Annotated in this window: 13 protein-coding genes; 8 read left to right on the top strand and 5 right to left on the bottom strand. The window is 46.5% G+C overall.

What is annotated here, in order from left to right; genetic code table 11:
* Positions 1–44 precede the first annotated feature (44 nt).
* From rpmA to ACPYIV_RS02325, 3 genes are all read right to left on the bottom strand, one after another.
* Positions 45–311 carry a 50S ribosomal protein L27 gene (gene rpmA / locus ACPYIV_RS02335; RefSeq protein WP_293732875.1) on the bottom strand — a complete coding sequence of 89 codons (267 nt, stop codon included), beginning with the start codon at positions 309–311 and terminating at the stop codon, positions 45–47.
* A gap of 22 nt (positions 312–333) precedes the next feature.
* The gene (gene rplU / locus ACPYIV_RS02330; RefSeq protein WP_075965130.1) at positions 334–651 is read right to left on the bottom strand and encodes a 50S ribosomal protein L21; all 318 of its coding nucleotides are present in this window, start codon (positions 649–651) and stop codon (positions 334–336) included.
* A 131-nt stretch (positions 652–782) separates the two neighbouring features.
* Positions 783–3518 carry an alpha-L-rhamnosidase gene (locus ACPYIV_RS02325; RefSeq protein ID WP_293732874.1) on the bottom strand — a complete coding sequence of 912 codons (2736 nt, stop codon included), beginning with the start codon at positions 3516–3518 and terminating at the stop codon, positions 783–785.
* Positions 3519–3903: 385 nt separating this feature from the next.
* Here ACPYIV_RS02325 and prmA point away from each other — a divergent pair, with 385 nt between their 5' ends.
* The 7 genes from prmA (at position 3904) to kdsA (ending at position 9078) form a co-directional block, all read left to right on the top strand.
* Complete coding sequence (prmA, locus tag ACPYIV_RS02320) at positions 3904–4755, top strand: 50S ribosomal protein L11 methyltransferase (protein WP_425885330.1); 852 nt, start codon at positions 3904–3906, stop codon at positions 4753–4755.
* Positions 4756–4848: 93 nt separating this feature from the next.
* Entirely contained in the window at positions 4849–5070 is a 222-nt protein-coding gene (locus ACPYIV_RS02315) for a YtxH domain-containing protein (protein WP_293732872.1), read from the top strand.
* A gap of 6 nt (positions 5071–5076) precedes the next feature.
* Entirely contained in the window at positions 5077–5487 is a 411-nt protein-coding gene (locus tag ACPYIV_RS02310; RefSeq protein ID WP_008150522.1) for a phage holin family protein, read from the top strand.
* A complete protein-coding gene (locus ACPYIV_RS02305; protein WP_293732871.1) occupies positions 5444–5821 on the top strand; it encodes a hypothetical protein in 378 nt (125 codons plus the stop codon). The genes ACPYIV_RS02310 and ACPYIV_RS02305 overlap by 44 nt, the downstream gene beginning before the upstream one ends.
* A gap of 182 nt (positions 5822–6003) precedes the next feature.
* Positions 6004–7014 carry a type I glyceraldehyde-3-phosphate dehydrogenase gene (gene gap, locus ACPYIV_RS02300; RefSeq protein WP_293732870.1) on the top strand — a complete coding sequence of 337 codons (1011 nt, stop codon included), beginning with the start codon at positions 6004–6006 and terminating at the stop codon, positions 7012–7014.
* A 73-nt stretch (positions 7015–7087) separates the two neighbouring features.
* Positions 7088–8005 carry a tRNA (adenosine(37)-N6)-dimethylallyltransferase MiaA gene (gene miaA, locus ACPYIV_RS02295; protein ID WP_425885327.1) on the top strand — a complete coding sequence of 306 codons (918 nt, stop codon included), beginning with the start codon at positions 7088–7090 and terminating at the stop codon, positions 8003–8005.
* A 266-nt stretch (positions 8006–8271) separates the two neighbouring features.
* Positions 8272–9078, top strand: a complete 807-nt coding sequence (gene kdsA, locus ACPYIV_RS02290) for a 3-deoxy-8-phosphooctulonate synthase (RefSeq protein ID WP_293739999.1) — start codon at positions 8272–8274, stop codon at positions 9076–9078.
* 114 nt (positions 9079–9192) lie between these two features.
* On the opposite strand, the gene ACPYIV_RS02285 is transcribed toward kdsA, so the two are convergent.
* Positions 9193–9894 (bottom strand): Crp/Fnr family transcriptional regulator, encoded by a 702-nt coding sequence (locus ACPYIV_RS02285; RefSeq protein ID WP_115499112.1) that lies wholly within the window; start codon positions 9892–9894, stop codon positions 9193–9195.
* 159 nt (positions 9895–10053) lie between these two features.
* On the opposite strand from ACPYIV_RS02285, the gene ACPYIV_RS02280 reads away from it, so the two are divergent.
* Complete coding sequence (locus ACPYIV_RS02280; protein WP_425885324.1) at positions 10054–12234, top strand: DUF5686 family protein; 2181 nt, start codon at positions 10054–10056, stop codon at positions 12232–12234.
* 3 nt (positions 12235–12237) lie between these two features.
* Here ACPYIV_RS02280 and ACPYIV_RS02275 read toward each other — a convergent pair whose 3' ends face one another.
* Positions 12238–13068 (bottom strand): N-acetylmuramoyl-L-alanine amidase-like domain-containing protein, encoded by an 831-nt coding sequence (locus tag ACPYIV_RS02275; protein WP_425885322.1) that lies wholly within the window; start codon positions 13066–13068, stop codon positions 12238–12240.
* Between the last annotated feature and the right edge of the window lie 2 nt (positions 13069–13070).

Genomic DNA, 13070 nt, shown 5'->3' with positions numbered 1-13070 from the left:
CGCCAAGCGAATATCCTTTTTTCTTATTCTATGTAAACCGGTACTTATGCTTCTGCTACCACTTCTTTTACAGAAACGAAAGAACGGTTTTCTTTACCTCTGCGGAAAGTAACCACGCCATCAACCAATGCATACAACGTATGGTCTTTACCGATACCTACGTTTTCACCCGGATGATGAACTGTTCCTCTCTGACGAACTAAAATGTTACCAGCTTTAGCAACTTCGCCACCGAAAAGCTTAACACCTAATCTCTTACTTTGTGATTCACGGCCGTTCTTAGAACTACCCACACCTTTCTTATGTGCCATTTCTTCTTTTCTCCTTTAAACGTTAAGCAACAATTTCTTTTACACTCACTTCAGTGAACTGCTGACGGTGACCGTTCAATTTACGATACCCTTTTCTTCTCTTCTTGTGGAAGATCAGCACCTTTTCACCTTTTACCAGCGGAGACAGTACTTCGCATACTACCTTTGCGCCTTCTACGGTAGGAACACCTACTTTAACTTCGCCATTGTTGTCAACCAACAATACTTTTTCAAATTCCACAACAGCACCGCTTTCTGCGTTCTGAATGTGATGAACGAACAACTTTTTACCTTCTTCAGCCTTGAACTGCTGTCCGTTGATTTCTACGATTACGTACATCTGTCTTTTTTATATTTAAACAGGTTATGTCCCGGGGGTGGATACGCTTCTAAGCATCACTTGTTTACCTCCTGAGGAATTCAGAGCGCAAAATTACGGTTTCTCGATGTATCATCCAAATCTTTTTGAAACTATTTTCCAAAATGATAGCTTCCCGAACCGATCTCGACTTCCATATACTTTTCCGTCGCCGAAACTTTGCGTACGCCCGGCAGGTTGCCGACCGTTACATTATATTCTTTCGGTATCCGGACGATTGCCGACGTATTGCCCGGCAACGTGATATCCCAGCTAAAGTTGCCGTCCTTCTTCGTCCATGCACTCTTGATCTCGCCGTAGACAGACTGATAAGAAGCGGAAACTTCGTCCAGGCCGGCGGGGAAGACGGGTTCCATCACTAATTTCTTGAAACCGGTTGCATCGGGGGCGCATTTGATACCGGCCAGGTCTTCGTAGTACCAGATCAGCAGGTCGCCGAGCAGCATCACGTGGTTGGCGGAGTTCATGGCGGGATCCGCCGTATCGCCGTTCCAAAGTTCCCAGATGGTTGTCGCTCCGTTCTTGATCATATAGCCCCAACTCGGATAGGTCTCGTTCGTCAGGATCTTATAGGCCATATCGACACGTCCGTATTCGGTCAGTCCGCGCATCAGGTGCTGGATTCCGAGAACGCCGGTGCTTACATGCCCGTTAAAGTCTCCTTCGGTCTTCTTCACGATATTTTCAAACACTTTCCCTTCCTTTCCTGCCGGCACAAGTCCGAGGCGCAGGGACAGAATGTTCGCCGTAACGGTATTATTGCCATACTCTGCTGTTTCCTTATTAAAGAATCTGGCATTATAAGCGGCCTTCATTTTGGCGGCCAGCGATTCGTAGCCGGGGATGTCGGCTTCCTGTCCGCAGATACGGGCAAAGCCGGCCATCTTATTCAGCAGGTCGTAATAGACAGTCGTGCTGAGGATGGCGCCATCCGTCTTGCGCGAAGGATCTTTGGAGTGGATCAGTTCCTGCGATTCGGGAGGCATGCACCAGTCGCCATACTGGTCTTTTGTCATAATGTAATCTTTCATGGTCACCTCTTCCATATGCTCCATCCAGCGTTTCATGGCCGGATAGTGGGCACGGATCGCGCTGTCGTCGCCAAACTGCCGGTACAACATATCGGCCACATAGAAGAAGGCGGACGGCCAGGTCACATCATCGGCATAGATCGTCCAGTAATTCGGAGAGACATCCGAAATGCTTCCTTCCGGGCTCATGGAATCTTCAATATCCTGCAACCATTTATTATACAACTGCGCATTGTTGAAGATAAAAGCTTCGCCGTAAGCACCCGTCGCACGGTCGCCCAACCAGCCGAGACGTTCGTCGCGCTGCGGACAGTCGGTCGGCATTCCGCGGTAATTGCTACGGATTCCCCAATATGAGTTCTTATGGATCTGGTTGACTAACGGGTTGGATGTCTCAAAACGTCCGGTTGTCTCCATCCGGTCATAAATGACATGTCCGGTGAAGGCAGACAGTTCCGGCTTATAGTCGAGTCCCGAAACTTCGACGAAACGGAAACCATGATAGACGAAACGGGGCTGCCAGCTGAAACCGCCATCTTTAGCCGGCGTATAGATATCGGTCACCATTGCTTTGCGCAAGTTTGCCAGATAAAGCGAACCGTCTTTCTGCAACATTTCGGCGAACTTCATCGATACCGGCTTATCCTTCTTCCCTTTCAGGTCAACGGACAACCAGCCGACCATGTTCTGCCCCATGTCCAGGATATACTTTCCGTCGGGGCGTTCAAAGATGGCAACCGGTTTCAAGGTTTCCTGCACGCGGATATTCGGATTCTGCTGTGCGGTCAGCTTGCCCGCCGGGGTTTCCATCACGTCGGGAACTTTCCAGGCGCCGTCGTCAAAGCCATTCTCGTTCCAGCCATCCATCTCGAGGCGTGCGTCATACTCTTCGCCGTCAAACTCGTTGTTCGCAACGATCGGGCCTTTCGAGGTGATCTTCCAGGAAGCATCGCTGACAACTGCCGCCTGCGATCCGTCGGCATATTCGATCTGAAGCTGTGCGAGCAAACGGGGCAGGCCGAACGTTTTCATCCCCGGATTGCGCATAGAGAAGAAGCGGCCGTTCCCCAGAATCACACCCAACGTGTTCTTATCAGGAGCCAGCAAATCCGTCACATCATATACATTATAATATATACGTTTATAATACAAGGATGGCATCGGGGCAAAAACATCTTCGCTCACCTTCTTTCCGTTCAGCCAAGCTTCATACGAGCCGAGACCGGAAATATACAGGACAGCTCTTTTCACCGCCTTATCCGCCGTAAACTCTTTCCGCAGATAGCGTGCCGCCAAGCGTGTTTTATTGTTTCCACCGGCCACACCTATCTCCTCTCCCGGATTGGAAAGTGAATCTTCACCGATCCAGGTCGCTTTCCACTCCGAATCATCGAGCAGAGCCATCGACCAGCTGCCGGCATCGCTCCAGGGTGTATCTCCCTGATTGGTTGCCAACTTCACGCGCCAGTAGTAAGGCTTTCCCGATTCCAATGCCTTTCCTGCATATGGGATCAGTACCGATTCATCCGAACGTACCACACCCGAATCCCACAAAAGCCCGTCACCGGATTCCAATTGCCCGGGAGAAGCTGCCACCTGTATCTGGTAAGCAGTCTGTTTCAGGTCCGGCTTGCCCGAAGCGATCTGCCAGGAGAAACGGGGTTGCGCCACATTAATTCCCAATGGATTTTCTTTCATTTCCAACCGGAGATTCTTCACTTCGACAGTCGGGTCGGACGAGCATCCCGTCCATCCCAATACCAAAGCGATCAAAAGCAATAGAGCTGTCTTTTTCATATCGTTGCGATTTAATCTGTTAATAGCATGACTCTTGTTGTCAAAGGAAATCGTTTTATGCTTAATTCCATGCCTAAAAATGATTTTATATCTTATGATTTTGATAAAAAGGAAACAGGAATCCGATAGTAACCGCTTGCCGGACCGGTCAAAGGGAAATTCATATCTAATGCCTATCCGGCGGCAAAAAGATGCAAGTGTAATTTGTTTTCGACGTTGTCGTGTACATATTCGACGACGTCAAGAATATACACGACGATGCCGAATATATGCACGGCGACGCCGGAAACAAATTACACTTAATGAAAACAGGAAAAACATCGGGTTGCATTCCTGATACAAATTAAGTACTTTTGCCTGTAGAACCAATTAAAAAGGAATCAACATGAATTATTACGAGCTTACGTTCACGTACACCTCTCCGATCGAGACCTTCATCATCAACGATGTGCTGGCAGCCGAGCTGGGAGAAATCGGTTTTGAAAGTTTTACCGAAAACGAAAACGGGTTGCAGGGGTATATTTCCGACCAATTATATAATGTAAAGGGGTTGCAGGACAAACTTGCCGTGTTTCCGTTGGAAAACGTGGAAATCCATTTTACCGAATCACTTGTGGAGAGCAAGGACTGGAACGAAGAATGGGAAAAGAACTACTTCAAGCCGATCCGTATCGGCAAGGATTGCGTCATCCGCGCCTCTTTCCACGAATACGAACCGGGCTACACCTATAACATCATCATCGATCCGAAGATGGCATTCGGGACCGGCAACCATGAGACGACCTTCCTGATGATCAGCGAAATGCTCAAACTGGACCTGACCGGCAAAGAGTTGCTCGACATGGGGTGCGGAACAGCCGTGCTGGCCATACTTGCCCGCATGAAAGGAGCCGGTCGTGTCGTAGCGATCGACATCGACGAATGGGCTTACAACAATGCGCTCGAGAATATCCGGCTTAACAATACGAACGATATCCAGGTCGCCCTCGGGGGAGCCGAACAGATTCCGGCGTTCGGAAAGTTCGATATCGTATTCGCCAATATCAACCGGAATATCCTGCTCAATGACATCCGCCATTACAACGAATGTATGAAACCAGGGGCATTTCTCTATATGAGCGGCTTTTATGTAGATGACATTGCTGCCATTGAAGAAGAGTGCAAACGCAACGGATTGGCATTGTTGTCGCACACAGAGAAGAATAATTGGGTTGCAGTGAAAGTCCAAAAGCAATAACATTAATTAACCCTAAAAGTTAAGACCAAAATAAACCATCATTCAAGTATATTCGTTATCTTAGTAGCAACATAATTATAAAAAGAAAGAGTTATGAAAAACGTAGATTCTAAATTATTACTGGGATTAGTAGTTGGTGCAGCCGTTGGCGCCGCAGTTGGTTATCTGGCAGCAACAGATAAAAGAGAACAACTACTGGAAGAATTGAATGGTGTAGTTGGTAAAGTAAAAGAAGGCTTCAATTCAGCTCTTGCTAAATACAAAGAAGGAAAAGCTGAAGTTGTAAAAACTACAGAAGAAATCGTAGCTGAATAATTTTGTATGGAGAAAGACTCAGGTGAAATCTTCCGGGAGCTGAAAAAAGATCTTTCGGCTTACGTGGAGTTGAAGCTCGAACTCCTAAAATTAAACACATATGAGAGGACGGGAAAAGTGATTGCCGTTCTCTCGTATGGTGTCATTTTATTATTTCTGGCTTTCTTCGCGATTCTGTTCATTTTCCTCGCTTTAGGTTTTTTCCTGGGGGATCTGTTCGGTTCGGCAGGTTCGGGATTCGGTGTCGTAGCCGTACTCTATCTGCTGCTGATCGGCATTATTATTATGAACAAAGACAGAATCAGCAATAAAGTTTTAAACGTTGTGATCTCCGCATTGACAACAAATGATGATAAAACAAACGCGACAGACAATGAACAATCCGCAACAGACACCACTGGAGAAACTGATTTCTGACCGTCGCCGCATCCAACAGGAATGCACGATACAGGAGCAGAAATTAAATGCCGATTTCTCTTACATACAAGAGAATGCAGGCACTTTGTTACTTTCAGGTGTCTCCGCACTCTTATTTCCTAACTCAAAAGCCAAATCTAAAGGGACAGAAACCAGCCAGCCGGCGCAGACGTCGGAAGTTCCATCCATGTCATTGGGCTTTGCCGATTATCTTTCTGTAGCACAAGGTTTATTACCCGTCGCATGGGAGGTCGCACGCCCGTTACTGACCGCCTGGGGCATCCAGAAAGTCCAGACGTGGATAATTAAGAAACTTTTTAAGAAAAAGAAATAAGCCTCAACAATTAATTTATGTTAGAGGGCATATTTTTCTCGTTCTAATTCCTGTACAATAAAAAAAATGACTAAATTTGCAGTCGTTAAAAACAAGGTGCGACGAATCGATTTTCTTTGCAGCTGTTAAGTCAAATTGGAGATAAGTAATATTTTTAATAAACCCATAAAAGTTTTATTACAATGATTAAAGTAGGTATTAACGGTTTCGGCCGTATCGGACGTTTCGTTTTCCGTGCTGCTCAGAAGAGAAGCGATATTCAGATCGTAGGTATTAACGACCTTTGCCCGGTTGATTACTTGGCATACATGCTGAAATACGACACAATGCACGGTCAGTTCGAAGGAACTATCGAAGCTGATGTTGAAAACAGCAAACTGATCGTAAACGGTAAGGAAATCCGCGTAACTGCAGAAAGAAACCCTGCTGATTTGAAATGGGATGCAATCGGTGCAGAATATGTTGTTGAATCAACTGGTCTGTTCCTGACAAAAGAAAAAGCTCAGGCTCATATCGAAGCCGGTGCTAAATATGTAGTAATGTCTGCTCCTTCAAAAGACGATACTCCTATGTTCGTTTGTGGCGTAAACGAAAAATCATACGTTAAAGGTACTCAGTTCGTTTCTAACGCTTCTTGTACTACTAACTGCTTGGCTCCTATCGCTAAGGTTCTGAATGACAAGTGGGGTATCACAGACGGTTTGATGACAACTGTTCACTCTACAACCGCTACTCAGAAGACTGTTGACGGTCCGTCTATGAAGGACTGGAGAGGTGGCCGTGCTGCTTCCGGCAACATCATCCCTTCTTCTACAGGTGCTGCTAAGGCTGTAGGTAAAGTTATTCCTGAACTGAACGGCAAACTGACTGGTATGTCTATGCGTGTTCCGACTCTGGACGTTTCTGTTGTTGACTTGACAGTTAACTTGGCTAAACCGGCTACTTACGCTGAAATCTGCGCTGCAATGAAGGAAGCTTCTGAAGGCGAACTGAAAGGCGTTCTGGGCTACACTGAAGATGCAGTAGTTTCTTCTGACTTCTTAGGAGACACTCGTACTTCTATCTTCGATGCAAAAGCTGGTATCGCTTTGACAGATACATTCGTAAAGGTTGTTTCTTGGTATGATAACGAAATCGGTTATTCTAACAAGGTTCTTGACCTGATCGCTCACATGGCATCTGTAAACTGCTAATCAATTTAAGATTATATAGTTTGAAAGCCGCATCCTTCGGGTTGCGGCTTTTTTTGTATATCTTTGTATCACTATGGATGCCTACCAACTTATCACTGTTTTAGGGCCGACAGCATCCGGCAAAACGACATTTGCCGCAGCACTCGCCGCCCGGCTGGACACGGAGATCATCAGCGCCGATTCCAGACAAATCTACCGTTCGATGGATATCGGGACCGGGAAAGACCTGGCCGACTATACGGTAAACGGAAAAGCGATCCCTTACCACCTGATCGACATCTGCGATCCGGGATATAAATATAACGTATTCGAATACCAGCATGATTTCTTCCGGGCTTACGAAGCAATCCGGGAAAAAGGGAAACTGCCGGTTCTATGCGGCGGTACGGGGATGTACATAGAAGCCGTACTGAAAGGATATAAGCTCTTGGATGTACCCCAGAACCCGGAGTTGCGAGAGTCTTTGAAAGATAAAACGCTCCCGGAGCTGGAGCAGATACTTGCCGGCTACAAGGTCCTGCATAACAAGACGGATGTGGATACAGCCCAACGGGCTATCCGGGCAATCGAAATCGAAGAGTATTACAAAAACGAAGCACCGGATGCCAATGAGTATGATCCAATCAACAGCCTGATCATCGGTATCGACATAGACCGGGAACTACGACGCGAAAAGATTTCCCGCCGCCTGCGTACCCGCTTAGATGAAGGGATGGTCGATGAAGTGCGGAAGATCATCGATTCGGGAGTAAAGCCGGAAGACCTGATTTACTACGGGCTGGAGTATAAATATCTTACTTTATATATAATCGGCGAACTGTCTTATGAAGATATGGTATCCCAACTGGAGATCGCCATACATCAGTTTGCCAAACGGCAAATGACCTGGTTCCGGGGCATGGAACGCCGGGGAAGCACCATCCATTGGATAGATGCGACATGGCCGACAGAAGAAAAGATAGAAAGGACATTGGAGTTATTGAAATTATAAGAAATAATGAGATAATGTGCCAATGGAGGAAATAATGAGCCAATTAAATGATGATTCATGGGTGTGAAACATGGATGACATGGTCATGCAAAATGATTGTCGTTCCGTAGGGGCAGGTTCTAAACCTGCCCGATATCGACAAATATACATGTTGCAATCGGGCGGGTTTAGAACCCGCCCCTACGGCGACACCTTAAATATACCCATAAATCATCATTTATGATTCATTTCTGGCAAATTTAGAAACAAAACAATATATAACAATTATGGTAACAATTAAGGATTTAAAGGATAAAGACAACTTCTTTCTGATGGCGGGACCATGCGTGATAGAGGGGGAAGATATGGCATTGCGTATTGCGGAGAAGGTAGTCGGCATTACGAATAAATTAAATATCCCGTATGTATTCAAAGGATCATACCGGAAAGCCAACCGTTCACGCTTGGATTCCTTCACAGGCATAGGCGACGAAAAAGCCCTGAAAATACTTCGCAAGGTTGGCGAAACATTCGGCATCCCGACCGTAACCGATATTCACGAAACGACTGAAGCCGCAATGGCCGCCGAGTATGTGGACGTCCTGCAAATCCCCGCTTTCCTCTGCCGGCAGACAGACCTGTTGGTCGCCGCAGCCAAGACAGGAAAGATCGTCAACATCAAAAAAGGACAGTTCCTCTCGCCGGGAGCCATGCAGTTTGCCGTACAGAAAGTTGCCGATGCCGGAAATGACAACGTTATGATTACGGAAAGAGGCACAACATTCGGATATACAGACTTAGTTGTCGATTACCGGGGCATTCCCCAAATGCAGCAGTTCGGTTATCCCGTCATTATGGACGTAACCCATTCCCTGCAACAACCCAACCAGACTTCAGGCGTGACAGGCGGCCTCCCCGCCCTGATCGAAACGATAGCCAAAGCAGCCATTGCAGTCGGAGCCGACGGCTTGTTCATCGAAACCCATCCGGAACCCTCCAAAGCCAAGTCCGACGGAGCTAACATGCTGCAACTCGACTTGCTGGAAGGACTGCTGGCAAAGTTGGTGCGGATAAGGGAAGCGGTTGGAAATTGAATATGGAAAGTTGAGAATTGAAAATTACGATACAAAAAATGGATAACTGAAAAACAGAAGCCTCAGCGGTCTTCCACTTTTCAATTATCCATTTTCTATTTTCAATTTATTCAGCTATCCCATCTTACTTATTTTTCTGAGCTTGTCCTCGTCTATCAGTTTGATCTTTCGACCGTCGATGGCGATGATACGCTCAGCCACAAATGTAGACAATGTACGGATTGCGTTAGACGTTGTCATATTCGAGAGATTAGCCAAATCTTCCCGGGACAGATAGATACTCAATGTCGCCCCATCTTCCTCCAAACCGTAACTGTCTTTCAGGAATAACAAGGATTCCGCCAAACGACCCCGAATATGTTTCTGAGTAAGGTTGACTGTACGCTCGTCAGCAATTCCTAAATCGAGAGAAAGCTGGCGGATAAAAAACATGGCAAGGTTTGCATTGCCCATTAAAAGATCCGTAACGATAGTCATCGGAATCAGGCATACCGTCGAAGCTTCAAAAGCAGAAGCATTCGTCAGATAGTTTTCCTGAGCAAAGTTTGCCCGATAACCAAAGTACTGCACCGGCTTGATCATTCGGATGATCTGGCTTCGGCCACCAACACCTTCCTTAAAGATTTTCACCTTGCCTTTTAATAAGCACATCATGTCTCTCGGTTCGTCGCCCTCGCAATATATCAACTCATTACGTTTGAAATGCTGGATCGTCGAATTATTACGGAGAACATCCCGCTCTTTTTCGGTCAGGACTCTCCACACTTCTGCCAAACTGGCCGATAGATCGACCTCTTCTTTTTGTTGTTTAACCACGACTGCTATATAACATACTTGTGAAGCACAAATATAATACTTTTCTTTTAAAAGCTGAATAAGTTTAATACGATAAATTAATAAAATGCGAACATTTTACTTTCTTTCACCAGGAAATTCAATTTTATTCGTTACGTTTGTAAAGAAAGGGACGATAATTTGTTGAAAAAGTATTTTAATATAATCATTCTGCTTTTTATCGCAGTAAATGCCTTAGCTAACCCTGACGGTAGTTATGGAAATCTTTTATTGCTGGGCCGGACTCCTAAAACGATATCGTCACAGCAAGGGGATTCTATTATGAAGAAGGTAATCGAGCAGGCCGACAAATACAAGACGGTCGTTTCCCGGTACGAGGCAGAAATCTATATCAAAGGAAAGACCGAGATCCTCAAACAAAATATCCTGATGCGTTTTGCCCATCATCTATTCCCGGTAGACCGGAAGAACAAAGATATGATCTTCGAGATGGTCAGCCATTCCAAGTTCAACGCTCCCAACAACTACCTGCACACCTTCGATGCGATAAACGGGAACAGCATCCCCAACGGCGCAAAGCAGCAGGAGGTCTTGACATTCCTGAACCTAAATGTCTACTCACCGACCATTTACAACGAAGGGATCATCATGCCGGTTGCCCATGAAGCATTCAAATTCTACAACTTCAACCTGGAAAGTATCGAAATAGCCGATAACCTGAAAATCTATAAGATACGTTTCATGCCCAAGCGATGGAGCCAGAAGCTCATTTGCGGCGACCTGTATATCACGGATAAAGACTGGCACATCGACAAGATCGACGTAAACGGACGTTTCTCCTTTGCCGAATTTAACTTAGTCATGACATTCGGACGGGATTACCGCCATTTCATCCTGCCGCAAAAAGCGGATCTGTTTCTCCGGTATCATGTATTGGGTAATGCCATCGCCAGTTATTATCATACTTCATTCAAATACGATGCCGTAGAATGGGTGGAAGAAAACTATGAGAGCAAAAAATACCGGTCACTCGACCTGACCGGATATTACCAGTTATCATCCGATACGATCCCGATCATCAGCGACAGCAGCTACTGGAGAAAAAAACGGGACGTTCCGCTGACTCAGGAAGAAGAAAAAAAATACGAAAAGACAATCGCCAGGACCGTTCAGGACAACGACACAAGTAACATCCGGAAATACCTCAAAATAACGGAAAGGCTGACCAACACAATCAATCTCGACTATAAAACAACCCGTCTGAAATACTCCGGCATACTGAACCCCTTCCAGTTGGGCTATTCCGGGCGGAACGGTATTACCTACAGGCAACAGCTACGTTTCAGCAAGACCTTCAAGAAGGACCGCCAGTTGCGTTTTCGTCCTGAGATCGGTTTTGTATTCAAACGGAAAGAGTTGTTTTTCAAGTTCGGAGGAGACTGGGAATATCTTCCGGAGAAACGAGGCGCCCTAAGCCTCAGCCTCGGAAACACCAATCAGGGATATTCTTCCAAGATCATGAACGAGATCAACGAACAACTGAAAGATTCCGCTTTCAATTTCGAGAACCTGGACCTGGAATACTTTAAGCACTATTACATCGAGCTCAAGAACCAGATCGAACTGTTCAACGGCTTCCAGCTGACTACCGGAATCTCCTACCACCGCCGCGTGCCTACCCGGAAAAGCGCTATCGATCCGGGAGACGGCGTCACGGAGATCATCAACGAAAACTATCACGATTTCATGCCTACGATCGGTTTTTCCTACACGCCCAGACAGTATTACTGGATGGACGGTTACCGCAAGGAATATCTCTACTCCTACTATCCGACGGTCTCCATCGAGTTCGGGCAGGCCATACCGGGTATATGGAACAGCAGCGGTAATTACGGACGTGTGGAAGCCGATATCCACCAAAGCATTTACTTAGGCCTGTCGCGCCGCTTCAATTACCATATCAGCGGAGGACTCTATACGGCCCAGAAGTCAACCTACTTTGCCGACTACCGGTATTTCACGCGGCACAACTTCCCCGAATCATGGGGAGGAGACGATTTCGGAGGTGTCTTCCATCAGCTAAGAAGTGTATGGTTCAATGCATCCGACAAATATGTCCAGGCACATGTCATGTACGAAAGCCCGTTCATGCTCTTCCAGCTATTCAAGCCGGAAGCCACCAAGCACATCATTTCGGAACGTTTCTACCTCAGCCAGTTATGGATGCCGGTCAAACCCAGCTACACGGAAATCGGGTACGGTTTCGGTAACCATATCTTCAACGTCGCCGCCTTCGTCGGGTTTGACAAATGGAAGTATGACGGCATCGGGTTCAAGTTTGCGTTCGAGCTCTTCCAGTAGCCGTCAGAACTGTGGACGGACAATCATAATACCGCAGTTGCGCTTGATACCCTGTACATACTCCTGCAAGGGTTCTTCGTTCACGATCACTTGCTTCTTAGTGGTCGAGGCATGGATAAAAGTCAGTTTATTACCTTCCCGGCAGATAATGCCGACGTGTGAGATATCCAGTCCTTTCACCGTCGTGACAAAGCAGACGATATCGCCATTCCTGATTTGACCGGTATGCGTATCGATTTCATCCTGCGGAATATAATAATGCGGACGGGCACTGATTTCCTTTTCCTTCGCCGCCATTATAGCGATGCGCTCCGGATTGCCTTTCAACTGCTTATAGCTATCGGGATGCGTGGACATAAAAGACAAGTCGAGATTAAACGGCTTTCCTCCTATCTCTTTTGTCACATCCTTCAGGTAACCTCTCCTTTCGTTTTCATAGATCCAATCGGTGGTATAATGGAGGCGATCGGTATAATCGAGAGTTATCTTGCCGGCATTCCGGTAACGCAACTCTTTCAGGGTAGAAACATATCTGTCAAATGCCGGACAATGCTTGACAGAGCGGGCCAAAGCAACCGTATTCTCGACCAAAGTCATGCAATCCAAACCATGCAGGTTGATCACCAGTTTTTCGGGCACTTCCTCCAAGGTCCCGGCCACATAAGGAGTTCCCAGGAAGAAACGGGCGGTTTCCACCGTCAGGTCGCCCGTCGGCAAATCCGCTTTCTCCTTCATGGCCGCACAATAACGCTCGTAAATCTCCTTATCGCCTTGTGCTTTGCCGGACAAGGAAAGAAAGGCTAAAAAGAACAAATAAAACAGCTTCCTTTTCATCT

Source organism: Parabacteroides vesiculifaciens, assembly GCF_049860805.1.
Lineage (GTDB): Bacteria > Bacteroidota > Bacteroidia > Bacteroidales > Tannerellaceae > Parabacteroides.
Note: the sequence above shows the minus strand (reverse complement) of the source record. Positions and strands in the feature narration are given on the sequence as shown.

Bases quoted from the DNA above. Each gene is read 5' to 3' on its own strand.
- rpmA (WP_293732875.1), bottom strand. From the start codon at position 311: ATGGCACATAAGAAAGGTGTGGGTAGTTCTAAGAACGGCCGTGAATCA.
- rplU (WP_075965130.1), bottom strand. From the start codon at position 651: ATGTACGTAATCGTAGAAATCAACGGACAGCAGTTCAAGGCTGAAGAA.
- ACPYIV_RS02325 (WP_293732874.1), bottom strand. From the start codon at position 3,518: ATGAAAAAGACAGCTCTATTGCTTTTGATCGCTTTGGTATTGGGATGG.
- prmA (WP_425885330.1), top strand. From the start codon at position 3,904: ATGAATTATTACGAGCTTACGTTCACGTACACCTCTCCGATCGAGACC.
- ACPYIV_RS02315 (WP_293732872.1), top strand. From the start codon at position 4,849: ATGAAAAACGTAGATTCTAAATTATTACTGGGATTAGTAGTTGGTGCA.
- ACPYIV_RS02310 (WP_008150522.1), top strand. From the start codon at position 5,077: ATGGAGAAAGACTCAGGTGAAATCTTCCGGGAGCTGAAAAAAGATCTT.
- ACPYIV_RS02305 (WP_293732871.1), top strand. From the start codon at position 5,444: ATGAACAATCCGCAACAGACACCACTGGAGAAACTGATTTCTGACCGT.
- gap (WP_293732870.1), top strand. From the start codon at position 6,004: ATGATTAAAGTAGGTATTAACGGTTTCGGCCGTATCGGACGTTTCGTT.
- miaA (WP_425885327.1), top strand. From the start codon at position 7,088: ATGGATGCCTACCAACTTATCACTGTTTTAGGGCCGACAGCATCCGGC.
- kdsA (WP_293739999.1), top strand. From the start codon at position 8,272: ATGGTAACAATTAAGGATTTAAAGGATAAAGACAACTTCTTTCTGATG.
- ACPYIV_RS02275 (WP_425885322.1), bottom strand. From the start codon at position 13,068: ATGAAAAGGAAGCTGTTTTATTTGTTCTTTTTAGCCTTTCTTTCCTTG.